Origin of the sequence: Methylobacterium ajmalii, from assembly GCF_036448855.1 — a bacterium.
In the GTDB taxonomy this organism is placed as follows: Bacteria; Pseudomonadota; Alphaproteobacteria; order Rhizobiales; family Beijerinckiaceae; genus Methylobacterium; species Methylobacterium ajmalii.
The window spans coordinates 241,219-263,921 of record NZ_JAZFXT010000028.1 but is presented as its reverse complement, the minus strand read 5'-3'; the positions used below and the strand labels follow the sequence as shown (position 1 = coordinate 263,921).

17 protein-coding genes are annotated in these 22,703 nt (G+C 73.4%); 14 read left to right on the top strand and 3 right to left on the bottom strand.

The window, feature by feature from the left end; translation table 11 throughout:
- Positions 1 to 63: 63 nt before the first annotated feature.
- Positions 64 to 660 carry a Uma2 family endonuclease gene (locus tag V3T34_RS14675; RefSeq protein ID WP_305077666.1) on the bottom strand — a complete coding sequence of 199 codons (597 nt, stop codon included), beginning with the start codon at positions 658 to 660 and terminating at the stop codon, positions 64 to 66.
- Between the two features lie 207 nt (positions 661 to 867).
- Between V3T34_RS14675 and V3T34_RS14670 the strand changes: the two genes are divergently transcribed.
- The 6 genes from V3T34_RS14670 (at position 868) to V3T34_RS14645 (ending at position 8,273) form a co-directional block, all read left to right on the top strand.
- Positions 868 to 2,634, top strand: a complete 1,767-nt coding sequence (locus tag V3T34_RS14670; RefSeq protein WP_305077665.1) for an SLC13 family permease — start codon at positions 868 to 870, stop codon at positions 2,632 to 2,634.
- Positions 2,635 to 2,731: 97 nt separating this feature from the next.
- Complete coding sequence (ccmI, locus tag V3T34_RS14665; RefSeq protein ID WP_305077664.1) at positions 2,732 to 3,886, top strand: c-type cytochrome biogenesis protein CcmI; 1,155 nt, start codon at positions 2,732 to 2,734, stop codon at positions 3,884 to 3,886.
- A 230-nt stretch (positions 3,887 to 4,116) separates the two neighbouring features.
- Entirely contained in the window at positions 4,117 to 4,647 is a 531-nt protein-coding gene (gene ccmE / locus V3T34_RS14660) for a cytochrome c maturation protein CcmE (protein ID WP_060846845.1), read from the top strand.
- Positions 4,648 to 4,799: 152 nt separating this feature from the next.
- Entirely contained in the window at positions 4,800 to 6,797 is a 1,998-nt protein-coding gene (locus V3T34_RS14655) for a heme lyase CcmF/NrfE family subunit (RefSeq protein WP_305077663.1), read from the top strand.
- Between the two features lie 4 nt (positions 6,798 to 6,801).
- Entirely contained in the window at positions 6,802 to 7,281 is a 480-nt protein-coding gene (locus tag V3T34_RS14650; RefSeq protein WP_091881362.1) for a cytochrome c-type biogenesis protein, read from the top strand.
- The gene (locus V3T34_RS14645) at positions 7,278 to 8,273 is read left to right on the top strand and encodes a P1 family peptidase (RefSeq protein WP_305077662.1); all 996 of its coding nucleotides are present in this window, start codon (positions 7,278 to 7,280) and stop codon (positions 8,271 to 8,273) included. Before V3T34_RS14650 ends, V3T34_RS14645 begins: the two co-directional genes overlap by 4 nt.
- Before the next feature lie 246 nt (positions 8,274 to 8,519).
- Here V3T34_RS14645 and V3T34_RS14640 read toward each other — a convergent pair whose 3' ends face one another.
- Positions 8,520 to 11,039 carry an esterase-like activity of phytase family protein gene (locus tag V3T34_RS14640; RefSeq protein WP_305077661.1) on the bottom strand — a complete coding sequence of 840 codons (2,520 nt, stop codon included), beginning with the start codon at positions 11,037 to 11,039 and terminating at the stop codon, positions 8,520 to 8,522.
- A 229-nt stretch (positions 11,040 to 11,268) separates the two neighbouring features.
- Between V3T34_RS14640 and crcB the strand changes: the two genes are divergently transcribed.
- From crcB to V3T34_RS14620, 4 genes are all read left to right on the top strand, one after another.
- Positions 11,269 to 11,640, top strand: coding sequence for a fluoride efflux transporter CrcB (gene crcB / locus V3T34_RS14635; RefSeq protein ID WP_060846850.1), 372 nt, complete (start codon positions 11,269 to 11,271; stop codon positions 11,638 to 11,640).
- Positions 11,641 to 11,715: 75 nt separating this feature from the next.
- Complete coding sequence (locus V3T34_RS14630) at positions 11,716 to 12,105, top strand: Rdx family protein (protein ID WP_082742477.1); 390 nt, start codon at positions 11,716 to 11,718, stop codon at positions 12,103 to 12,105.
- Between the two features lie 29 nt (positions 12,106 to 12,134).
- Positions 12,135 to 14,756, top strand: coding sequence for a sensor histidine kinase (locus V3T34_RS14625; RefSeq protein WP_407942710.1), 2,622 nt, complete (start codon positions 12,135 to 12,137; stop codon positions 14,754 to 14,756).
- Between the two features lie 94 nt (positions 14,757 to 14,850).
- Positions 14,851 to 16,167: a CHASE3 domain-containing protein gene (locus V3T34_RS14620; RefSeq protein WP_305077659.1), complete on the top strand. Its 1,317-nt coding sequence runs from the start codon at positions 14,851 to 14,853 to the stop codon at positions 16,165 to 16,167.
- A 66-nt stretch (positions 16,168 to 16,233) separates the two neighbouring features.
- Here V3T34_RS14620 and V3T34_RS14615 read toward each other — a convergent pair whose 3' ends face one another.
- Complete coding sequence (locus V3T34_RS14615; protein ID WP_331369199.1) at positions 16,234 to 16,467, bottom strand: GcrA family cell cycle regulator; 234 nt, start codon at positions 16,465 to 16,467, stop codon at positions 16,234 to 16,236.
- A gap of 334 nt (positions 16,468 to 16,801) precedes the next feature.
- Here V3T34_RS14615 and V3T34_RS14610 point away from each other — a divergent pair, with 334 nt between their 5' ends.
- From V3T34_RS14610 to V3T34_RS14595, 4 genes are all read left to right on the top strand, one after another.
- Positions 16,802 to 18,448, top strand: a complete 1,647-nt coding sequence (locus tag V3T34_RS14610) for an inorganic phosphate transporter (RefSeq protein WP_305077657.1) — start codon at positions 16,802 to 16,804, stop codon at positions 18,446 to 18,448.
- A 94-nt stretch (positions 18,449 to 18,542) separates the two neighbouring features.
- Positions 18,543 to 19,556: an NAD-dependent epimerase/dehydratase family protein gene (locus tag V3T34_RS14605; RefSeq protein ID WP_305077656.1), complete on the top strand. Its 1,014-nt coding sequence runs from the start codon at positions 18,543 to 18,545 to the stop codon at positions 19,554 to 19,556.
- A gap of 59 nt (positions 19,557 to 19,615) precedes the next feature.
- Positions 19,616 to 20,869, top strand: coding sequence for a TetR/AcrR family transcriptional regulator (locus V3T34_RS14600; RefSeq protein ID WP_305077655.1), 1,254 nt, complete (start codon positions 19,616 to 19,618; stop codon positions 20,867 to 20,869).
- Positions 20,870 to 20,885: 16 nt separating this feature from the next.
- On the top strand, positions 20,886 to 22,574 hold the full coding sequence (locus V3T34_RS14595) for an ABC transporter ATP-binding protein (RefSeq protein ID WP_305077654.1): 1,689 nt from the start codon (positions 20,886 to 20,888) through the stop codon (positions 22,572 to 22,574).
- Positions 22,575 to 22,703 lie beyond the last annotated feature (129 nt).

Sequence of the window (22,703 nt, the reverse complement as noted above, 5' to 3'; positions counted from 1 at the left end):
GGCGGGTCCGTGACGGGCGGTCCCGCACCAACGTGCGGCGATGCGCCGGGCTCCGCGGCGGGATCAGCCGCCGACGATCGGGCGCAGGACCGGCACGTCGAAATAGATCCGCCCGAGATCGATCGCGAAATCCACGGCCTCGAGCCGCAGGACGTCGTCCGGCGCGGTGAGGACGTCGCAGACCCAGCCATCCGCCTCGCGCCGGTAATGCTCCACCCGCATCTGGTCCTGGTAGGCAAGGACGATGTGCCGGAGCGTCGGCAACGACTTGTAGAAGGACAGCTTGGGCCCGCGATCGCGGTCCATGGTGCTCGGCGACAGCACCTCGACGATGACGAGCGGGTCGGTGACGAAGGTGCGGTTCTGGCGCGGTCCGCAGCGTACGACGATGTCGGGCTTCGGCTTGTCCCGGCCGCGGCCGTCCTCGTCGCGCTGCACCCGCATCCCGCCCTGGTAGCTGCGGCAGCCGGCAGCATCCATGGCGAGCTTCAGCGGCGCGCCGATATTGCCGGCGATCTGCTCGTGGTTCTCCGTCGGGTTCGTCATCATGACGACCTCGCCGTCGACCAGCTCCCAGTCGCTCTCGTCGCGCTGCGCATCGACGAAGCGGTCGAATTCGGAGACGGTGAGCCCGTGGTGGCGACGGACGCGGTCTTCCATGGCGCGCTCCCCTGTGGCGCTTCCCGGCTGCCCCCGGGAGCCTATCCGCTCGCGACGGGGGCGAGAAGGCACCGTCCCACGCAAACTCTTCGCCCCGCCGCCCTGGGCGCGGCCGCCCGCCACCCAATCTAGGGGGACTCGATACCCCGCAGCAGGATCATCCCCCGGCATGACACGCCCCCGATCGTCCGACCGGCAGGCCGGCGCATGACCCTCGACCAGGGCCTCGCCTTCGGCCTCATCGGCGTCACCGTCCTGCTCTTCATCTGGGGCCGGCTGCCCTACGACCTCGTGGCCCTCCTTTCTCTCGTCGCCGGGGTGGCGCTGGGACTGGTGCCGGCCTCCAAGGCCTTCAACGGCTTCGCCGACGACGTGGTGATCATCGTGGCGAGCGCGCTCGTCATCTCGTCGGCGGTGTCGCGCTCGGGCGTCGTCGAGAGCGCGATGCGCCCGCTCCTGCCCTACCTGCGAAAGCCCAGCCGGCAGGTACCGGCGCTGGCCGGCGCCGTGATGGGCCTGTCGGTCTTCACCAAGAACATCGGCGCACTCGCGATCTTCATGCCGGTGGCGCTCCAGCTCGGGCGCAAGACCGGCACGCCGGCCTCGCTGCTGATGATGCCGATGTCCTTCGCCTCGCTGATCGGCGGGCTCGTCACCTTAGTCGGGACCTCGACCAACATCATCGTCGCCAAGGTGCGGGCCGACGTCACCGGCCAGCCCTTCGGCATGTTCGACTTCACCCCCGTCGGACTCGGGCTCGCGGCGGCGGGCCTCGCCTTCCTGGCGGTCGGTTACCGGCTGCTGCCGCGCGACCGGCGCCCGGCGGGCTCGCTCGCCGCCTCGTTCCGGATCGAGGCCTACACGACCGAGGCCTGCCTGCCCGGCGACTCGCCGCTCGTCGGCGCGACGGTCGGGGAGCTCGAGGCGCTCGGCGACGGGGACGTCACGGTGGCGACCGTGATCCGCGAGCGCTTCCGCCGCTTCGTACCGGGGCCCGACTGGCGGCTGTCCGCCGGGGACGTCCTGCTCCTCGACGGCGAGCCGGAGGACCTGGAGCGCCTGGTGGCGCGGGCGAAGCTGACGCTCGTCGGCACGCTGCCGGCGGCCGGGGAGGCGACGGTGATCGAGGCGGTGATCCCGGACGGCTCGGCCCTCGTCGGCACTACGGCGGCGGGCGCCGACCTCGCCGGGCATCACGGCACCACGCTCCTGGCGGTCAGCCGCTCGGGCGCGGCGATCACCCGGCGCATCGGCAGCGTGCGCCTGCGCGCCGGCGACGTGGTGGTGCTGCGCGCCGCCCAGGACCGGCTCGGCGACATGCTGTCGGAGTTCGGCCTGCTGCCGCTCGCCGAGCGAAAGCTGGCGCTCGGCCACAGCCGCCGCAGCTACATCCCGATCGCGGTGCTGGCCGGCGCGATGGCGCTGATCGCGCTCCACGTCGTGCCGGTGGCGATGGCGTTCTTCGGCGCCGCGGTGCTGCTGCTAGTCCTGCGCGTCATGACCATGCACGAGGCCTACGAGACGATCGAGTGGCCGGTGATCGTGCTGCTCGGTGCGCTGATCCCGGTCAGCGACGCGGTGCGCACCACCGGCGGGACCGACCTGATCGCCGGAGCCCTGTCGAACGCCATGCACACCGTGCCGCCGATGCTGGCGATCGGCCTGCTGCTGATCGCCGCGATGGCGGTGACGCCGTTCCTCAACAACGCCGCGACGGTGCTGGTGATGGGGCCGATCGGCGCCAGCCTCGCCCAGAAGCTCGGGCTCAACCCGGATCCGTTCCTGATGGCGGTGTCGGTGGGGGCGGCCTGCGACTTCCTCACCCCGATCGGCCACCAGTGCAACACCCTGGTGATGGGCCCGGGCGGCTACCGCTTCGGCGACTATGCCCGCCTCGGCCTGCCGCTCTCGATCATGGTGATCGTCGTCGGCACGCTGCTGATCACGCTGTTCTGGCCGGTGGCGCCGCGCTGACGGCGAAAGCCGTTCCCTCACGGGACTGCCCCTGCGTGACACCGTGTCGCCATGCCGTCGAATCGTGTCGCCCCGGGCGGGGGGCTACACAGGCGGCATGACGGCGATCTGGTTCATCTTCGCGCTCATGACCGGCCTGGCGGTGCTCGCCCTGCTCTGGCCGATGTCGCGCCGCCCCGCCCTGGCCGTGCCGGAGGGCGAGGCGCGGATCGCCACCGAGACCGGCTTCTACCGCGACCAGCTGCGCGAGATCGACCGCGACGCCGCCCGCGGCCTGCTGGCCGCGCCGGAGGCCGAGGCCGCGAGGGCGGAGGCCGCGCGCCGGCTCCTGCGCGCCAGCCGCGATCCCGGCCGCACCGCCGGCGCCGTCGGCGAGCCGGCCCTGCGCCGGCGCCGCGCCGCCTCCGCCTTCGCCCTCTCGACGGTGCCGCTCGTCGCGCTCCTCGTCTACGGGATCTACGGCTCGCCCGACCTGCCGGCCCGGCCCCAGGCCGATCGCCTGGCCCACGCGAAGGCGGCCGGCAACGATCTCGCCGCGGCGGTGGCGCAGATCGAGGCGCATCTCGCCAAGGCGCCCGAGGACGGCCGCGGCTGGGCGGTGCTCGCCCCGGTCTACCTGCGGGTCGGGCGCGTCGAGGACGCGATCAAGGCCTACGAGAACTCCCTGCGGATCCTCGGCGACGACGCGGGCCGGCTCGCCGATTACGGCGAGGCCCTGGTGGCGGCCGATGACGGCGTCGTCTCCGCCAAGTCCCGCGACGCCTTCGAGCGGGCGCTCCGCCAGGATCCCAGGGCGGTCAAGCCGCAATTCTACCTCGCCCGCGCCGCCGAGCAGGACGGCGACCGCGACAAGGCCCGCACCCGCTACGCGGCGCTCGTCGCCGCCTCCCCGGCCGAGGCGCCCTGGCTGCCGATGGTGCGCGAGAGCCTGGCCCGCCTCGACGGCACCCCGCCGCCTGCAGCCAACCCCGCCGCGGGCGCTGCCCCGGCCACGGCCCCCGCGATGAGCGAGGAGCAGCGCGGCATGGTCCGGGGCATGGTCGAGGGGCTGGCGCAGCGCCTCGCCGAGAAGGGCGGGACGGGCGAGGAATGGGCCCGGCTGGTGCGCTCCTACGGGGTGCTGGGCGAGCGGGCGAGGGCCGAGGAGACGCTGGCCAAGGCCCGCGGCGCGCTCGGGAGCGACCCTGGCAAGCTCGCGCCGGTGGAGGAGGTGGCCCGCGAGATGGGATTGGGTGCGAGGGCGGCCCCTTGACGATCGCCCCCGCCCCGCAGAGGGGAAGATCCGGGGGCGCGGGGCCTTCGGACGGCAGAGGCTTGCGAATCATCCCACGGTGCGCCCCCGCCTTTTTCCCGCCTCGCCAGGCGAGCCGGGCCGATGCACAACACACCAACAGAGCCGGCTCCCCACGCCGGCCCCTCGGGAGACGCCCCTGATGACGACAGCGACCCCCCTCCCCCGCCGCCCGCGTTGAGACCCGCCCCATGACGCGCCGGCGCCGCCGTTCCGTCCTCATCCTCGTCTGCGGCGCCGTGCTGGCGGCGGCCCTCGGGCTCGTCCTGACGGCGATGCGCGACACCATCGTGTTCTTCCGCTCCCCCACCGAGGTGGCGAGCCAGAAGGTCGTGCCGGGCACGCGCTTTCGCCTCGGCGGGCTGGTCGAGGCCGGCTCGCTCAAGCGCGAGGCCGACGGGCATGTCGAGTTCGCCGTCACCGATACCGGCTCGACCGTGGCGGTGCGCTACCGCGGCCTGCTGCCCGACCTCTTCCGCGAGGGCCAGGGCGTGGTGACCGAGGGCGTGCTGCAGGCCGACGGGACCTTCCGGGCCGACACGGTGCTGGCCAAGCACGACGAGACCTACATGCCGCGCGAGGTCGCCGACGCCCTCAAGGCGCAGGGCCGCTGGCAGGAGGGCGGCGCGGGCGGCCCCGCGAAGCCCGCGGGCGGCAAGCCCCAGCAGGCGCAAGCCGGCGAGGACCAGCCCGGATCGGTCTCGCGCACCGCCGTGAAATAGTCACGCCCCGTGCGGCGGAAGGTCTTGGCGGCTCGGCCCGGGAAGCGGATTAAGGTGACGCCCGCGTTCCGCCGCAGCGGGACGCCGGGTCGCAAGACCCGTCGGCCGATCGTCCGCCGCGCTCGACACCCGCTTACCGAAAGGTCGCCCCGTTGCTGATCGAGGTTGGTCATTACGCCCTCGCCCTCGCGCTCGCCCTGTCGCTGACGCAGATGGTGATGCCGGTCTGGGCGAGCCGCGCCGGCGACCCGGTCCTGCGCAGCATCACGGTGCCGGCGGCGCTCGCCACCTTCGTGTGCATCGCCTTCGCGTTCGGGGCGCTGACCTACGCCCACGTCACCTCGGACTTCTCGGTCCAGAACGTCGTCGAGAACTCGCACTCGATGAAGCCGCTGATCTACAAGATCTCCGGCGTCTGGGGGAACCACGAGGGCTCGATGCTGCTCTGGGTGCTGATCCTGGCGCTGTTCGGCGCCGTGGTGGCGCTCGCCCGCAACTCCGTCCCACCGGTGCTGCGCGCCAACACCCTCGGGGTGCAGGCCGCCATCACCGCGGTGTTCCTGCTGTTCATCCTTGTCACCTCGAATCCGTTCGCGCGCCTCAACCCGGCCCCGATGGAAGGCCGCGACCTCAACCCGCTGCTCCAGGATCCCGGCCTCGCGATCCATCCGCCGCTGCTCTACCTCGGCTATGTCGGCTTCTCGATCACCTTCGCGTTCGCCATCGCGGCGCTGATCGAGGGCCGGATCGACGCCGCCTGGGCGCGCGCGGTGCGGCCCTGGACGCTCGCCGCGTGGTGCTTCCTCACCGTCGGCATCGCCATGGGGTCGTACTGGGCGTACTACGAGCTCGGCTGGGGCGGCTGGTGGTTCTGGGACCCGGTCGAGAACGCCTCGCTGATGCCCTGGCTCGCCGGCACCGCGCTGGTCCACTCCACCGTGGTCATGGAGAAGCGCGACGCCCTGAAGGTCTGGACGGTGCTGCTCGCCATCCTGACCTTCTCGCTGTCGCTGCTCGGCACCTTCCTGGTGCGCTCGGGCGTGCTGACCTCGGTCCACACCTTCGCGACCGATCCCACCCGCGGCACCTTCATCCTCGGCATCCTGGTCCTGTTCATCGGCGGCTCGCTGGCGCTCTACGCCTGGCGGGCGCCCACCTTGCGCCAGGGCGGCCTGTTCGCGCCGATCTCCCGCGAGGGCGCCCTGGTGATGAACAACCTGTTCCTGTCGGCGGCCTGCGCCACGGTGCTGGTCGGCACGCTCTATCCCCTGGCGCTGGAATCGCTGACGGGGGAGAAGATCTCGGTCGGGCCGCCCTTCTTCAACCTGACCTTCGTGCCGCTCGCGGTGCCGCTGCTCCTCGTGGTGCCGTTCGGCCAGACGCTGGCCTGGAAGCGCGGCGACCTCGCGGCGGCGAGCCAGCGGCTGTTCGTCGGCTTCGCGCTCGCCATCGCGGTCACGCTTCTCGCCGTCGCGGTCACCTGGGGCGGGCCGGTCGGCGCGCCGCTGGGCATCGGCCTCGGCGCCTACCTGATCCTCGGCGCCGCCTTCGAGATCGTCACGCGGGCGAGGGCCAAGACGGTGGGCGTGTCGCTGCGCCGCGCCGCCGGCCTGCCGCGCTCGGCCTGGGGCACGGCGCTCGCTCATGCCGGCGTCGGCGTCACGGTGATCGGCATCGCCGCCCAGGCCTGGAGCGTCGAGGCGCTGGCGACCCTGCCGCGCGGCGGGGAGCTCCGCGCCGGCCCCTACGTCGCGGTGCTGGAGGGCGTCCTGCCCCGCACCGGACCGAACTACACCGAGACGGTGGCCCACCTCACCATCCGGGAGGGCGGCGACCCGGTCGGGGTGATCGAGCCGGGCAAGCGCTTCTACGCCTCGCGCAACATGTCGGTGAGCGAGGCGGGCCTGCTCACCCGCGGGGTGAGCCAGGTCTATGCCAGCGTCGGCGAGACCGGCACCGACGGCCGCGTCGGTATCCGCCTCTACTACAAGCCCCTGGTGCTGCTGATCTGGCTCGGCGCCGTGGTGATGGCGCTCGGCGGCGGCCTGTCCCTCACCGACCGGCGCTTCCGCGTCGGCGCCCCGGCCTCGCGGCCGGCGATCCGCGACGCCGCCGGGCCGGTGCCGCCCCATTCGGTTCCGGCGGAGTAGCCGCATGCCCGCCCCTTCCCCGGCCCTGCGCGCCCTTCTGCTCGCCCTCGTGCTCCTCGCGCCGGTCGCGGCCGGTGCGGTCCAGCCCGAGGAGGTGATGAAGGACCCCGCCCTCGAGGCGCGGGCCCGGACGATCTCGGCGGAGCTGCGCTGCCTCGTCTGCCAGAACCAGTCGATCGACGATTCCGACGCGCCGCTCGCCCGCGACCTGCGGCTGATCGTGCGCGAGCGCCTGCGCCAGGGCGACGGCGACGAGGCGGTGCTGAGCTACGTCGTGCAGCGCTACGGCGAGTTCGTGCTGCTGCGCCCGGTGCTGGCCTGGCACACCGCCTTCCTGTGGTTCACCCCGGTCCTGGTGGTCGGCCTCGGCGGCCTCGCCCTGTGGGCCGCCGCCCGCCGGCGCCGGCCGGCCCCGCCGCGGGGGCTCACCGCCGCCGAGGAGGCGGCCGTCGCCGAGCTGGTGCGCCGGGCCGAGTCGCGGTGAGCGGCGGCCTCACCGACATCGCCGGCATCCGCGTCGGCCACGCCGAGGATTCCCGCGCGCTGTCCGGCGTCACCGCGGTCGTGTTCGACGCACCCACCGTGGCGGCGGTCGACATCCGCGGCGGCGGGCCGGGGACGCGGGAGACCGATCTCCTCGATCCCGAGCGCACGGTGCCGGGGGTCGATGCCCTGGTCCTGTCCGGCGGCTCGGTCTTCGGGCTCGATGCGGCCTCGGGCGTCACCGCCTGGCTCGCCGAGACCGGCCGCGGCTTCGCGGTCGGCCCGGCCCGGGTGCCGATCGTGCCGGCGGCGATCCTGTTCGATCTCCTCAACGGCGGCGACAAGGCGTGGGGCCGCTATCCCCCCTACCGCGACCTCGGCTTTGCCGCCGCGGCGAAGGCCGGCACCGGCCCGGTGGCGATGGGCTCGGTCGGGGCCGGGCTCGGCGCCCGGACCGCGAACCTCAAGGGCGGGCTCGGCAGCGCCTCGGCTGCGGTCGAGGGCACGGGCCTGCGCGTCGCGGCGCTGGTTGCCGTCAACGCGCTCGGGCGGGTCACGGTCGGGGACGGGCCGCATTTCTGGGCCGCGCCGTTCGAGATCGGCGCCGAGTTCGGGGGCTTGGGCTCGCCCGCGACCCCGGCGCCCGACGCCTTCGCCTGGCCGGTGAAGCCGATGCCGGGCGCCAACACCACGATCGCGGTGGTTGCCACCGATGCCCGCCTGACCAAGGCCGAGGCCCGCCGCCTCGCCGTGATGGCGCAGGACGGCCTCGCCCGGGCGATCGTGCCGGCCCACACCCCCCTCGACGGCGACCTCGTCTTTTCCGCCGCGACCGGCGCCGTGCCGCTCGCGGATCCGGTCGGGGATCTGGCCCGGCTCGGCGACGCGGCGGCGCGGGTGCTGGCGCGCGCCGTGGCGTTGGGGGTCTACCACGCGCGCGCCCTGCCGGTGGCGGGGGCGCAAGGGGCATGGCGGGATCGGTTCGGGGGGTGAGGGCGCAGCGGTTCCTGCTCGAACCCGCCCCCTCTCCCGGATGACTGGAGCGTCAGCGGAAGGAGATCCGGGATCCAGCAGAGAACTTGCCGCCAAGCGGCTCAGCCTCTGCAACGTTGCAGACGGGCGGACGCTTCGCGACCTTTCGTGCTGGATTCCGGATCTCCTTCCACTTCGTTTCAGTCGTCCGGGAAAGGCCGGCGGATCCTACGGGGTAGTGGGCACCTGCTGCCGGGTGCCCACCCCTCAGAACTGGTACCGCAGCCCCGCCGTCACCCCGTGCGCGACCCCGGTCCGGGTGCCGATCGCCGCCTGGTAATCCACCCGCCAGCCGAGACGCTCGGTGAGGCTGCCCTGGAGGCCGGCGCCGGCGGTAACGAAGTCGGATTGCAGGAAGGGCACCGCCGCGGTCGCGGTGGCGAGCGGGTTCTGGACGCTGGCGAGACGGAAGAGCCCGGCGCTCCGCTGCGGACCGAGCCCGGCATTGTAGGCCACCCGCACCGAGGGGACGATGCCGGACAACCCGTAATAGGCCACCTCGACGCCGAAGCGGGCGGTGGTCTGGAGCACGGTGAGGCCGCCATACGCGACGTTGTTGCCGGCCGCGCCCTGCTCGGTGAACCCGTCGATCCGGGCCGAGTAGTGGCTCAGGCCCGCGAAGGGCGTCAGCCGGAAGGCGGCGCGGTCGAAGACGAGGCCGGCCTCGCCGTCGAGCGCCAGGGCGGAACCGGAGGTCCGGGCCGCGGCGGTGAGCCCGTAGGCGGCCGGACGGCGCAGGCCCGAGAAGTCGACGATCGGGGCGCCGCCGACGATGCCCTGCGCATAGAGGCTCGGGCCGTAATAGCCGCCATAGGCCGCGACCGTGAAGGCGCCCTGGTCCTGGCGGAAGCCCTGCTGATAGGCTCCTTGCGGCCGCGACAGCGAGCCGCCGCCCCCGCCCACCGCGAGGCCGGCCCGCCACGGGCCGGTGAGCGGCAGGTCGAGGCCGGCCGAGCCCTGCGCGACGGTGCGGTCGAGGGAAAGGCCGCCGTTGCGCGGCTGGTCGGCGAACACGACGTCGCCCCCGACCCAGAGCGCCGGGCCGGCGGTGCCCCAGGCGCCCTGGCCGGCCCCCGCCGGCAGGTTGGCCCCGCGGCGCAGGGCCGAGAGATGGTCCTGCACGCCGCGCGTCGCGGAGGCCGCCGCGGTGATCGCGCCGGCCCCCAGGCCCTGCAGCACCGTCGGCGCCGTCTCCTTCATCACCGCGAGCGACAGCGGGTCGACGTAGGTCGGCAGGGTCAGCCGGTAGGCGAGCAGGATGTTGTCGTTGTTGATGCCGGCGTCATAGGGCTGGCCGTTGATGACGCCCTGGCGGGTCAGGAAGTCGTTGTCGTTGCCGACGAGCAGGAAGTAGTCGTTGGGTGCCCGCTCGCTCAGCACCGGCACGAGGCCCATCGCCTCGATCTTCTCGGGGAGCGTGGTCTGGGTCGCCGGGCCGGTGGTGAGGTTCATCCCGAAGCGGTTGAGCTGCACCGGGTTGAGCAGGTTGACGACCTCGGTGGTCTGCACCGGAGCGAGGCCGGCCCGCAGGGTGCCGTTCGGGGCGATCGGCGTCGTGCCGTCATAGGCGCTGCCGGCGATGTTGGTGGCGCCCGCCGTGTCGACGAGGAGCACGCTCTTGTAGACGATCGGCGTGGTGTTGCCGGTGCCGAGCCCGTTCGAATCCCGCGACAGGACCAGGAACTGGGTGTCGTTGAGCGCCACCATCTCGCTCTGGGCCGCGGTGCGGTTGGGCCCGCCGCCATTGCCGCTCTGCTGATAGACCGGGAGCTGCAGCACGTATTCGCGGCTCGGCGCCGCCGGGGTCGGGGTGCCGGAGATGTCGTAGTAGAGGATGCGGGTATTGGCCCGCTGCTGCTGGTTGGGGCCGGAATCCTGCAGTGTCGCGCTCTGCAGGATGGCGACGAGGCCGCGCCCGTCCGGGGTCAGCGCCAGGGCCTCGAGGCCCTGGTTGTTGCGCCGCCCGGTGTCGGGCGGGTTGAGCGAGTTGAAGTTGAGCTGGCCGTTCGTCACCGGCTGGAGCGCCGCCGGGATGCCGATCAGGCCCTGCAGCTGGCCGCTGCGGTTGAAGTAGTAGACGTTCGGGCCGTACTCGTCGCTGACGTAGAACGAGCCGTCGAGGCGGCGCGCCAGGCCCTCGGCGTCGAGGCTGATGCGCCCCGCGCTCGGGCCGGCGGCGGCCGAGGGCAGCACCCCGCCGAGCTGCACGGTGGTGCCGGCGGCCGGATCGAGGCCGCTGAAGCGCTGGCCCTTGGCGTCGGTGAGCACGATGCCGCCGTCCGGCGTCAGGGTGACCTGGGCTTGCGAGGTCGTGGCCTGCGGCAAGGCGGCGCCCGCATAGGGCGTGAAGCTCAGGGAGAAGCGGTTGAGCCGGCCGGCATAGTCGCTGAACAGGCCGCCGTCGGGGTTGTTGTAGCCGCGGTCGGGCAGCGTGTAGAGCGTGCCCGTGTAGGTGTCGCCGCTGCGCCGCCAGGTCGCGAGGTCGACGGCGAGCGACGAGAACGAGCCGAGGGAATCGCCGAGGAAGTCGCGGGTGTTGGCCGACAGCCGGCCGACGCCCTGCAGGCCCTGGTTGACGATCGTCGCGCCGCCGGCCGCCACCGAGACCGGATCGTCCGTGCGCTGCAGGTTCGGCACCCGCGCCTCGATCGACTGGGCCTGCGCGAGACCCGCGCTCGCGAGGAGGCCGCCCGCCGCCACGGCGGCACGGATGGAGATGGTGGTCACGATTCGCCCCCGAGGCTGACTTTGCGGCAGCGATGCGGCGGGGACGTGACGGTGGCATGACGGGGCATGGCCCCGCCGAACCGGACGTAACCCGGTTCGGCCTGCCGGCCACGGTCGCGGGGCTGGCCTCACCTCCCCCGTCGCTCCTCTCCCGCTGCACCCCTCCTGCTCGCCCTCGGCGCCGGGCCGTGGCAGAAGGCGCCCGGCATCAAGCGGAGGCGTCGGAGCGGTGAGCTATCTGGTGGTCTTTCTCGGCGCCGGCCTCGGCGGGGCCCTGCGCCACGGCGTCAACCTGTGGGCGGCGCGGGCGGGGAGCGGCTTCCCGTTCGGCACGATGGTGATCAACGTCGTCGGCTCGATCCTGATGGGGGTTCTCACCGGCTGGTTCGCCGCCCGGGGCGGCGGGCCGCAGGCGCTGCGGCTCTTCCTCACCACCGGGGTGCTCGGCGGCTTCACCACCTTCTCGACCTTCTCGCTCGAGGCCTTCCTGCTGTGGGAGCGGGGTGCCCACGGGGCGGCGCTCGCCTACGTGGCGGTGTCGGTGGCGGCGGGCATCGCCGGCGTGGCGGCGAGCCTCGTAGTGCTGCGCCAGCTCGCCTGAGCCGTGCGCCGGATCACGCCCGGCGAGCCGGCACGGTTGACAAGTCGGGGGGATCGGGGAGGAGTCGAACCTGAAATGAGCGACAACGCCCCCCCTCCCGCGACCGAGGCCGACGCGCTCCCCGCCGGCACGCCCCCCGTCCCGGCGGAGGGCCGCCCGCGCATCGCCATCACCTACTGCACGCAGTGCAACTGGCTCCTGCGGGCCGGCTGGATGGCGCAGGAGCTGCTCTCGACCTTCCGCGACGCGATCGGCGAGGTGGCGCTGATCCCCGGGAGCGGCGGCGCCTTCGCGATCACCTGCGACGACGCCCTGATCTGGGAGCGCAGGCGCGACGGCGGATTTCCCGACATCAAGGCCCTCAAGCAGCGGGTGCGCGACCGGATCGAGCCCGGGCGCGACCTCGGCCATGTCGACCGGGCAAGCCGAGAAGACCCGACAAGCCGACAGGGCCCGACGCCTTGACCCTCCCGCGCCGCCCGCGCGCCACCGTGATGATCCGCCGCCGTCTCAGCGCCCTGCGCCGGGACGGGCTGTCGACGCAGGTCTACCTCGTCGCCCTGGTGGTCGCCCTGGTCGGGCCGGGCCTGCTGTTCACCGCCATCCTGCTCGGCCGCTACGCCGCTCTCGATCGGGTCCGCTTCGAGCAGGACGCCCGCGAGAGCGTGCGCGGCATCGCGCTCACCATCGACCGGGACATCGCCGGGCTGGTCTCGGTGCTCCAGACCCTGGCGGCCTCGCCGCGCCTGCGCAAGAGCGGGCTCGACGGCTTCGAGACCCAGGCCCGGGCGGTGCGGGAGACGACGGGGCTCGACCTGTCCCTGCGCCGGCCGGACGGGACGCAGCTCGTCAACACCGCGCTGGCGCCCGGCGCGCCGGTGCCGCAGGCCCCGCACGAGGAGGATGCCGAGGTCCTGGCGACGCGCCGGCCGGTGGTCGGCGGCGTCCGGATGGGCGCCCCCGGGCGGCCGCCGACCTTCGACGTGGCGGTGCCGGTCGTGGTCGACGGGGCGCCGGCCTACGTGCTCAGCGTCACGGTGCCGGTGGAGCGCCTGCACCAGATCCTGGTCCAGGACCTCGCGCCGGGCTGGACCACCGGCATCGTCGACCGCAAGGGCCTGCTGCTCGCCCGCTCCGCGGAGCACGCGACCCTGGCGGGCCAGCCGATGCTGGCCGCCCTGCGCGGCCGCCCGACGGCGGCTTCCGGGATCTGGGAGGGGGTCGACCGGCGCCGGCAGCCGGTGCTCTACGTCGAGACCACCGTCCGGGCGACCGGCTGGATCGTCGGCGCCAGCATCTTGCGCGAGCGGGTCGAGGCGCCCCTGCGCCACTGGATCGTCGCCTTCGGCGGCTTCGGGCTCCTGGCGCTCGCCGCGTCCTCGCTCCTGGCGGTGCGGCTCTGGGCGCGGGTCGCCGGCCCGCTGCGCCAGCTCGCCACCGCGGGCGGGGCGCTCGCCGCCGGCCAGCCGGTGCCCCGGGTCTCGACGCCGATCCGCGAGATCCGCCAGCTCGCCGACGTGCTGGCCGACGCCTCCCAGAGCCTGCGCCGGCGCATCGCCGAGCGCGACGAGGCGCTGGCCGAGCAGAGCCGCAGCCTCGTCGCCCTGCGCGAGAGCGAGGCGCGCTTCCGCCACATGGCGGATTCCGCCCCGGCCATGATCTGGATGACCGATGCCGAGGGCGAGCTCGTCTTCGTCAACATGCACTACGAGTACCTGTTCGGCCGCTCGGTCCAGGCGCTGGCGCAGGGGCGCTGGCGCGAGGTCGTGCATCCGGACGACCTCCTCGGCTTCCAGCAGACCTTCCAGCAGGCCTTCGCGGCGCGCACGCCGTTCCGCCACGCCACCCGGGTGATCGACCGGCACGGGGCGACGCGCTGGATCCTGTGCGAGGGGGTGGCGCGCCTCGACGACCACGGCCGCTTCCTCGGCTATACCGGCTGCAACGTCGACGTCACCGAGGCCAAGGCGGCGGAGCTCGCCCTGCGCGAGGGCGAGGAGCGCCTGCGGCTGGCGCTGGCCGCCGGCCGGCTCGGCACCTGGGAGATCGACCTCGCCTCCGGGCAGCACCGTCTCTCGGCCCGCTCGTCCGAGATCTTCGCGCACGCCCCCCTCTCGCACGAGGGCTGGACCCGCTCGGTCCATCCGGACGACCGGGCCCGGATCGAGACGGCTCTGGCCGACCTGCTGGCGGGCGAGGCCGACTACCGCACCGAGTTCCGGATCCGGCCCGAGGCGGAGGCGCCGCACGGCAACGGCGCCCGCTGGGTCAGCGCCCAGGCGATCGTGCAGCGCGATGCCGGAGGCCGGCCGCGCCGGGTGATCGGCATCCACCAGGAGGTGACCGAGCGCAAGCGCGCCGAGGAGCACCTGCGCCTCCTGGTGCACGAGCTGAACCACCGGGTGAAGAACACGCTCGCCACCGTGCAGTCGATCGCGATGCAGAGCCTGCGCGGCATGAAGGGATCCACCGCCGAGGCGGCGAAGGCCGCCTTCGAGGCCCGGCTGATCGCCCTGGCGCGGGTCCACGACGTGCTCACCCGCGAGAGCTGGGAGGGGGCGGAACTCGCCGAAGTGGTCAAGGACGCGCTGGCGCCCCTCGGGGGCCCGGGCGGCCCGTCCGACGTGAGCGAGGGCCGGCCGCGCTTCTCGGCCGCCGGCCCGGCGGTGCGCCTGCCGCCCCGCATCGCCCTCTCGATCGCCATGGCGCTGCACGAGCTCGCTACCAACGCGGTCAAGTACGGGGCGCTCTCGGTGCCGACGGGCCGGGTCGCCCTGTCGTGGAGCGTCGCCGAGGGGCGGCTCTCCCTGTACTGGCGCGAGAGCGGCGGCCCGCCGGTCGTGCCCCCGACCCGCACCGGCTTCGGCTCGCGCCTGATCGAGCGCAGCCTCGCGCGCGAGCTCGACGGCACGGTGAGCCTCGGCTTCCCGCCCGAGGGCGTGACCTGTACCATCGTGGCGCCCCTGGCCGACCCGGCGCCGCCGCTGGCGCCGCCCGGCGGCCCGGGCGAGGCGCCGCAAGAGGACGACGCCCGCCGCGGGAGCGGGGCGGCGATGCCCCGTCCCGGCGCCGGGCCCGGTCCTGAAGGCGCTCGGTTGCGGCGGGAGCGAGTGTAGGTCGGCCGGTCGATTGCGGCCGGCACCGGCCTCCCCATATCGCACGGTGAGCCGAGGGCCCGTCCCGCGCCCCTGTCCCGGACGAGCCCCGCCGATGACGCCAGACGCCCCCCTTCCCGCCTCGCCGGCCCGCACGCGTCCGGCGCGGATCGGCCCCCGGGCCGGGATGACCTTCGTGGGCGCGGTGCTGCTGCTGCTCGTCGGTTCGGCGAACGGCCTCCTGCTCGTTTGGCAGAGCAGCGTGCAGCACCGCATCACCCACACCCTGTCGATCGACCGCGCCCTGATGCAGGTGCTGGCCGACCTCCTCGACAGCGAGACCGGGCAGCGCGGCTACCTGCTGACCGGAGACGCCGCCTTCCTGGTCCCCTACACCCAGGGCCTCGGCCGGGTGGCCGCCGAGATGCCGCGCCTCGCGGCGGAGCTGCGCGGCAACGGCGAGCAGGAGGCTCGCCTCGCCGCCCTGCGCCCCGCCATCGACCGCAAGTTCGCCGAGCTCGACCGCACGATCGCCCTCGACCGCGCGGGCGACCGCACCGGCGCCCTCGCCCTGGTGCGGGCCGGTGAGGGCAAGGCGGAGATGGACGAGATCCGCCGGATCGTCGAGACGATGCGCAGCCGCGAGGACGAGCTGCTGATCGGCTACCAGCAGCACGCCCACCAGATCGAGACCTGGGTCGGCCTCGGCAGCGTCGTGTCGGTCGGCATCATGGCGCTCTTGGCGGTGCTGGCCCTGCGCGAGGCGGCCCGGCGGGCGGCCCTGTCGCGCTTCCTGCCGGCGGAGCTGGCGCCGCTCCTGGAGCGCGGCGGCAGCCTCGATCAGGGCGGAGGCCTGCGCCTCGGCGAGCGGCGGCACGCGGCGATCGCCTTCGTCGACATGCGCGGCTCGACCACCATCGCGGAGCGGGCCGATCCCGAGACGGTGGCGGTCCTGATCACGGGCTTTCGCCGCTGCGTCGCCCAGGCGGCCCGGGAGACCGGCGGCCTGATCGACAAGTTCATGGGCGACGGCGCCCTGGTGGTGTTCGGGGTGCCTGAGGTCCGGGCCGACGCCGCGGCGGGTGCCCTCGCCTTCGCGGGGCGGCTCGAGGCGCTGGTCGAGGCCTGGAACGCCGCCTCGGCGCACGATCCGGTGCGGATCGGCATCGGGGTGCATTGCGGCGAGGTGTTCGTCGGCGTGGTCGGCGACGACGACCGGCTCGAGTTCACCGTGCTGGGCGATGCGGTCAACGTCGCGGCACGGCTCGAGCAGGCGACCAAAACCTTCGGAACGACCACCCTCGTGTCGCAGGCCGCGCTCGACGCTGCGCGGGCGAGCCACGCCTCCGGGGGCGAGGCGTGGCGCGAGGTCAGCCGGACCGCGCTGCGGGGCCGCAGCGAGGCCTTCCCGATCTACGGCCGCGCCGCGTGAGCGCCGGGACGACCGCCGGGGGAGAAAAACCGGTTCGGGACGGGTAGCGGTCCCGATCGGCCTCTGCTATCGCAGCCGCCCCGGACGGGTCGGCTCGAAGACGATCCGGCGGTGGAAGGCGCACCAGCTCTTTCCGTCCTGCACCGGCGCGCCGCAACAGACCGCGCGGTCGTTGGGTTCGCCGATGATGAATTTGCACACGAAGGCGCCCGACTGGGCGAAGGGAACCCGGAGGCTCGGGGAGGGCTCCTCGACGGCGTCTGCGATCACGATATGCGACATGCGCACGAGCTGGTTCATCGGGTACTGACTCGCTGGCCTTCCGTCACCCTCGACCAGAAGGGCATCGGGCCGGTTCGTTGGAGGCGACGGACCCGCGCGGAAAGCAGCGCCGGACTCGTCGCCCATGGGACCCGCGCCTCCATGACCCGTGCGCACACGCATCGCAGCGGCAGCGGTGATCTGTCGAATTTGGGGTTGCGTTTTGCAGAACGCAAGCCCCTTAGGCATTTACACATGGTTTTCACACGCCCGGCCGCCTCCGCGGCTGTCCGCGGCGGCACGGTTCCCGTCATCGACTTGCCATTCGGGCGCCCTATTCCTTGACGGGCAGCCCCGCCGGAGCGAGTCCACCATGTCCGACGCCGCCCTCGCCCGACGCCCTGCCGGCGCGGCGCCCGGCCCCGCCCGCACGGGGCCGCGCCTCGACCATCGCCTCCACCCGGCCGCCACGATCGGGTTCCTGGCGGTGCTGGCCGCGGGCCTGGCCTATGCCGGCTACAACCTCGTCGCCGACATGCGGCAGGCCGGGCAGCCGCCGCTCGCCGTCGGGGCCTTCGCGCTGCTCGGCCTCGCCCTGCTGATCGCGCTCGCCTTCGAGTTCGTGAACGGCTTCCACGACACCGCCAACGCGGTGGCGACCGTGATCTACACCCACTCGATGCCGCCGCTGACGGCGGTGATCTGGTCGGGGACGTTCAACTTCCTCGGCGTGATGGCCTCGACCGGGGCGGTGGCCTACAGCGTCGTGACGCTGCTGCCGGTGGAGCTGATCCTCCAGGTCGGCTCGGGCGCCGGCTACGCGATGATCTTCGCGCTGCTGCTCGCCGCGATCGTGTGGAACCTCGGCACCTGGGCGCTCGGCCTGCCGAACTCGTCCTCGCACGCGCTGATCGGCTCGGTGATCGGCGTCGGCCTCGCCAACCAGCTGATGGCGCCGGGCCACGCCGCCTCCGGCGTCGCCTGGGGCCAGGCGCTCGGCGTGCTCGAATCGCTCCTGTTCAGCCCCCTCGTCGGCTTCGTCTGCGCGGCCGGGCTGCTGGTCCTGCTCAAGCGCGTGGTGCGCCGGCCCGAGCTCTACCGGGCGCCGGAGGGCGACGCGCCGCCCCCGCCCTGGATCCGCGGCCTCCTGATCCTGACCTGCACCGGCGTGTCCTTCGCCCATGGCGGCAACGACGGCCAGAAGGGCATGGGGCTGATCATGCTGATCCTGATCGGCGCCGCCCCCACCGCCTACGCGCTCAACCGCACCATGCCGGATTCGAGCACGCCGGCCTTCGTGCAGGGCTCGCAAGGCGCGAGCCGGGTGTTTCGCGCCCATGCCGGCGGGGCGGCGGTGCCCGACGCGGCCGGCGCCCGGGCCAAGGTCGGCGAGGCGCTCAAGGCCGAGGCGCCGCCCAAGGCGCTCGCCGCACCCGAGGTCCAGGCGGCGCTCGCCGGCCTCTCCGACGACATCGCCGCCCAGGTCCAGGGCTACGGCGCCATCCGGCACGTCCCGGCGGAGGCGACCCAGAACCTGCGCGCCGACATGTACCTCGCGGGCGACGCGGTGCGCCTGCTCACCGGCGAGCACTCGTCCTACGCCGAGGACGAGAAGCGGACGCTCCAGGACTACCGCCGCACCCTCGACGACGGCACCCGCTACATCCCGACCTGGGTGAAGGTGGTGGTCGCCCTGGCGCTCGGCCTCGGCACGATGGTGGGCTGGAAGCGGATCGTCGTCACGGTCGGCGAGCGCATCGGCAAGCAGCACCTCACCTACGCGCAGGGCGCGTCCGCCGAGGCGGTGGCCGCCGGCACGATCGGGCTCGCCGAGGCCTACGGCCTGCCGGTCTCGACCACCCACATCCTGTCGAGCGGCGTCGCCGGCACGATGTGGGCCAACGGCACCGGCCTGCAGATGGCCACCGTGCGCAACCTGGCGCTGGCCTGGATCCTGACCCTGCCGGCGGCGATCACCCTGGCGGGCGGGCTGTACTGGGCGCTGCGGCAGGTGTTCTAAGGGCTCGCTCGGCGGCGACCGGGCTGGCAACCCGCCCCGGGCCGGTGTAACCGCCCCGGGCGGGCGCGTGTCCTGCCCGCGCCAGGGATCCGGCATGCGCTTCCTCGTGACAGGCACGGCCGGCTTCATCGGCTTCCACCTCGCCCACCGCCTGCTGCAGGCCGGCCACGAGGTCGTGGGGGTCGACGGGCTGACCGACTACTACGACGTCGCCCTGAAGCGGGCCCGGCTGGCCCGGCTCGCGGCCCTGCCGGGCTTCTCGTCGCACGAATTCCTGCTGGAGCAGTCCGGCGCCTTCATGACCCTGATGGGCGAGGCGCGGCCGGACGTGGTGGTGCACCTCGCGGCGCAGGCCGGGGTGCGCTACAGCCTGGAGCACCCGGAGGCCTACGTCGCCGGCAACGTGGTGGGCACCTTCCAGGTGCTGGAGGGCTGCCGGGCGCATCCGGTGCGCCACCTCCTCTTCGCCTCGACCTCCTCGGCCTATGGCGGCAACCCGACGGTGCCGTTCCGCGAGACCGACCGGGCGGTGTGGCCGCTGACCATCTACGCCGCCTCGAAGCTCGCCGGCGAGGCGATGGCGCATTCCTACGCCCACCTGTGGAAGATCCCCACCACCGCGTTCCGGTTCTTCACCGTCTACGGGCCGTGGGGCCGGCCCGACATGGCGCTGTTCCTGTTCACCCGGAAGATCCTGGCCGGCGAGCCGATCGAGGTCTACGACCACGGCCGCGCCGTGCGGGACTTCACCTATATCGACGACCTCGTCGAGAGCATCAGTCGGTTGATCGACCGGCCCCCTCCCCCGCCGGGCTCCGCCCCGGTCTCGGCCGCCGACACCCTGAGCCCGGTCGCGCCGTTCCGGATGGTCAATATCGGCGGCGGCCGGCCGGTGAGCGTCGCGGCGATGCTCGACGCCCTGGAGGAGTCCCTCGGCGTGCGGGCGGTCCGCCACCTGCGCGACCTGCCGCCCGGCGACGTCGAGCGCACCGAGGCCAGCCCCGATCTCCTGCGCGACCTCGTCGGCTACGTGCCTTCGACCCCCCTCGAAACCGGCATCCCGGCCTTCGTCGCCTGGTACCGCGCGCAGTACGGCATCGACCGCTAGGGGAACGCCGCATCACTCGACGGCTTGTCACGGCGCCCGCGACAGTGCTCAATCCCCCCATGCCCCGCAGCCTCGACCCCGAGACCGTGCCCGCCCCCGAGGCGGCGCCGCGCCAGACCCGGCGCTACGCCCAGAAGCGCGACGCGATCCTCCACGCCGCCGCCGCCCTGATCAACGAGGCCGGGGTGAAGGGCACGACGCTCGCCGACGTCGCCCGCAGCGTCGGGCTGATGACGAACAGCGTGACCTACTACTACCGCCGCAAGGAGGACCTGGCGGCGGCCTGCTTCCTGCACACGATCGGGGTGCTCGACGGGCTGGTGGCGCAGGCCGAGGCGGCGCCCGGCGGGCCCGCGCGGCTCGCCCGCCTGCTCGACCTCGCGGTGGCCCACCGCGCCGCCATGGCGGTCGGCGAGGAGCCGGACATCGCGGTCCTCAACGACGTGCGGGCGCTCCCCGCCCTCCAGGCCGAGAGCGTGTTCTCCGCCTACAACGCGCTCTTTCGCCGCCTGCGCGGGCTGTTCGACGACGACGGGCTCGACCGGGCCGACCGCAACGCCCGCACCCACCTGCTGCTCTCGGTGCTGCACTCGACCCGGCTGTGGATCCACCGCTACGAGCCGCGGGACTACGCCCGGGCCGGCGCCCGGATGGCCGACCTCCTCACCCGCGGCCTCGCCGGCCCGGCCTCGGAGTGGCGCCCCGCTCTGCTGCCCGAGCCCGAGCCGCCGGAGGAGAGCGAGGTCTCGCCCGAGGCCTTCCTGCGCGCGGCCACCATCCTCATCAACCAGCAGGGCTATCGCGGCGCCTCGGTCGAAAAGATCTCCGGGCTCCTCAAGGTCACCAAGGGCTCTTTCTACCACCACAACGACAACAAGGACGACCTCGTCGCCAACTGCTTCTCGCGCAGCTTCGCCCAGATCCGGGCGGTGCAGGACGCGGCCGACGCGAAGGGCGGCAACGGCTGGGGCCGGATCTGCACCGCGTCCGCCACGCTGGTGCGCAGCCAGCTCGGCCCCGGCGGGCCGCTCCTGCGCGTCACCGCCTTCAGCGCCCTGCCGGAAGCCCTGCGCACCGAGACCCGGCGCACCATGAACCGCCTGACCGAGCGCTTCGGCTTCTGCCTCGTCGACGGCATGGCCGACGGCTCGGTGCGCCCGCTCGATGCCGGCATCGCCGCGCAGCTCGTGTCGAGCATGGTCAACGCGGCGGCCGAGCTACCGGCCTGGGTACCCGGGGTGACGCCGGAGAATGCGGCCGACCTCTACGCGCGGCCGTTGTTCCTGGGGCTGTTCGCGCCGGCGGCGCGGTAGAGCCACACCGGTCCCGATGCGGTCGATCGTTCGTCTGGTGCTCGAGGCGTATTGGCGCGAGGCGCGCCGGACGACCCTGCTGGTGATCGGTGCCACGATCGTCGGCGCCCTCGCGGCGATCACCGCGCCCTATCTCTTCTCCCGCGCCGTCGATGCGCTGACGACCGGGACGGGAACCGGCGCGGCCCTGCATCTCCTGCTCCTCTACGCGCTCCTCGTCGGCGTCGCGGCGGCTCTCGGTCAGGCCGCCCGCTTCCTCATCCTCCTCTGTGCCGAGCGCCTCGCCTTCATGGCGAACACGGCCTTCTTCTCGGCTCTCCTGCGCAAGACGCCGGATTTCTTCCTCGAGCACAATTCGGCGGAGATCGGCAGTGCCCGGCAGTCGGGCGCGCAGGCGCTCAACACCGTCGCACAGCTCGTCGTCGGCGGCCTGCTTCCGGGGCTCGTCCAGATCACGATCGCGGCCGTCCTCCTCTGGCGTCTCCTGAGCTGGGACGTCGCCGTCATCGTGTTCGTCTACGGGGCGATCGTGATCGGCCTCGACTACGTCCGCATCGGCCGCGTCCGCCCGTTCCTGAAGGCCGCGATGGCGAGCAGCCAGGAGAACGCGAAGCTGGTCGGCAACGCCGTCGCGCTGATCGATACGCTGCGCCAGACCCGGGGCGAGGCCTGGATCCAGGATCGGTTCGCCCGGGGGGCGGGCGAGACCGTCGCGAGCTGGCGCGGCTACGTGCTGGCGAGCAGCGCCTTCAGCGGCGCGCTCGGCCTCGCCGCGACACTGCAGCTGGCCGTGACGTTCCTGCTCCTCATGCCGCGCTACGAGGCCGGATCGCTGACGGTCGGCGACATCGTGCTGTTCAACACGCTGCTCCTGCAGCTCAACGAACCGTTCCGCCTCGTCGGGATGGCGATCAAGGAGACCACGGAGGCGGCCGCCCGCCTGCGGCCGCTGGCGACGCTCTGGTCCGCACCCGAGCAGGCCGAGCCGGACGACCCCGTGCCCTACCGGGCTGCCGAGGGCACGATCGCGTTCGAGGACGTCACGTTCCGCTACGCCAACGGACGGGGGGTCGCGGACCTGTCGTTCACCGCGAGGCGCGGGACGCCGACTTTCCTCACGGGCGAGACCGGATCGGGGAAGTCGACGGTCCTGAAGCTGCTGCTCAAGGGCGCCGCGCCGACGCAAGGTCGCATCCTCGTCGACGGCATCGACCTGACGCAGATCACCGACACGGACTGGTTTTCCCAGGTCGGCGTCGTGTCGCAGGACGTGGTGCTCCTCAACGATACCCTGTCGGCCAACATCGTGCTCGGCCGTCCTTTCGATGCCGTCCGCCTGCGCGCGGCCGCGGAACGGGCCTCGATCCTGCCTCGCATCGAGGCGATGCCGGACGGGTTCGGCACGGTGGTGGGCGAGCGGGGGCTGAAGCTGTCCGGCGGCGAGCGGCAGCGGATCGCCATCGCGCGCGCCCTCTACGGCGCGCCGAGCATCCTGATCCTGGACGAAGCCAGCTCCGCCCTCGACGCGGAGACCGAGCGCGAGGTCATGGACGGGCTGCGAGGCGCCGCCGACCGGCTGACGATCGTCTCGGTCACGCACCGGATCGCGACGATCCGGGCAGGCGACCAGATCGTCCGTCTGCCCTCGGGCCCACCGCGAGACGACGGAACTGCGGGAGAAGGATCCCCGGCGCTCGGCACCTGAGCAGGCTTGCCCTGGCGGGCCAACGTTTCGCCGGCCTAGATTGTTGTTTCGTCGCAGATGAAAGTCGCAAGACCGAGGGCCGCTCTTGCTAAATCTGCCCGGAGCATCGTTCGACGACGGAGTTATCGG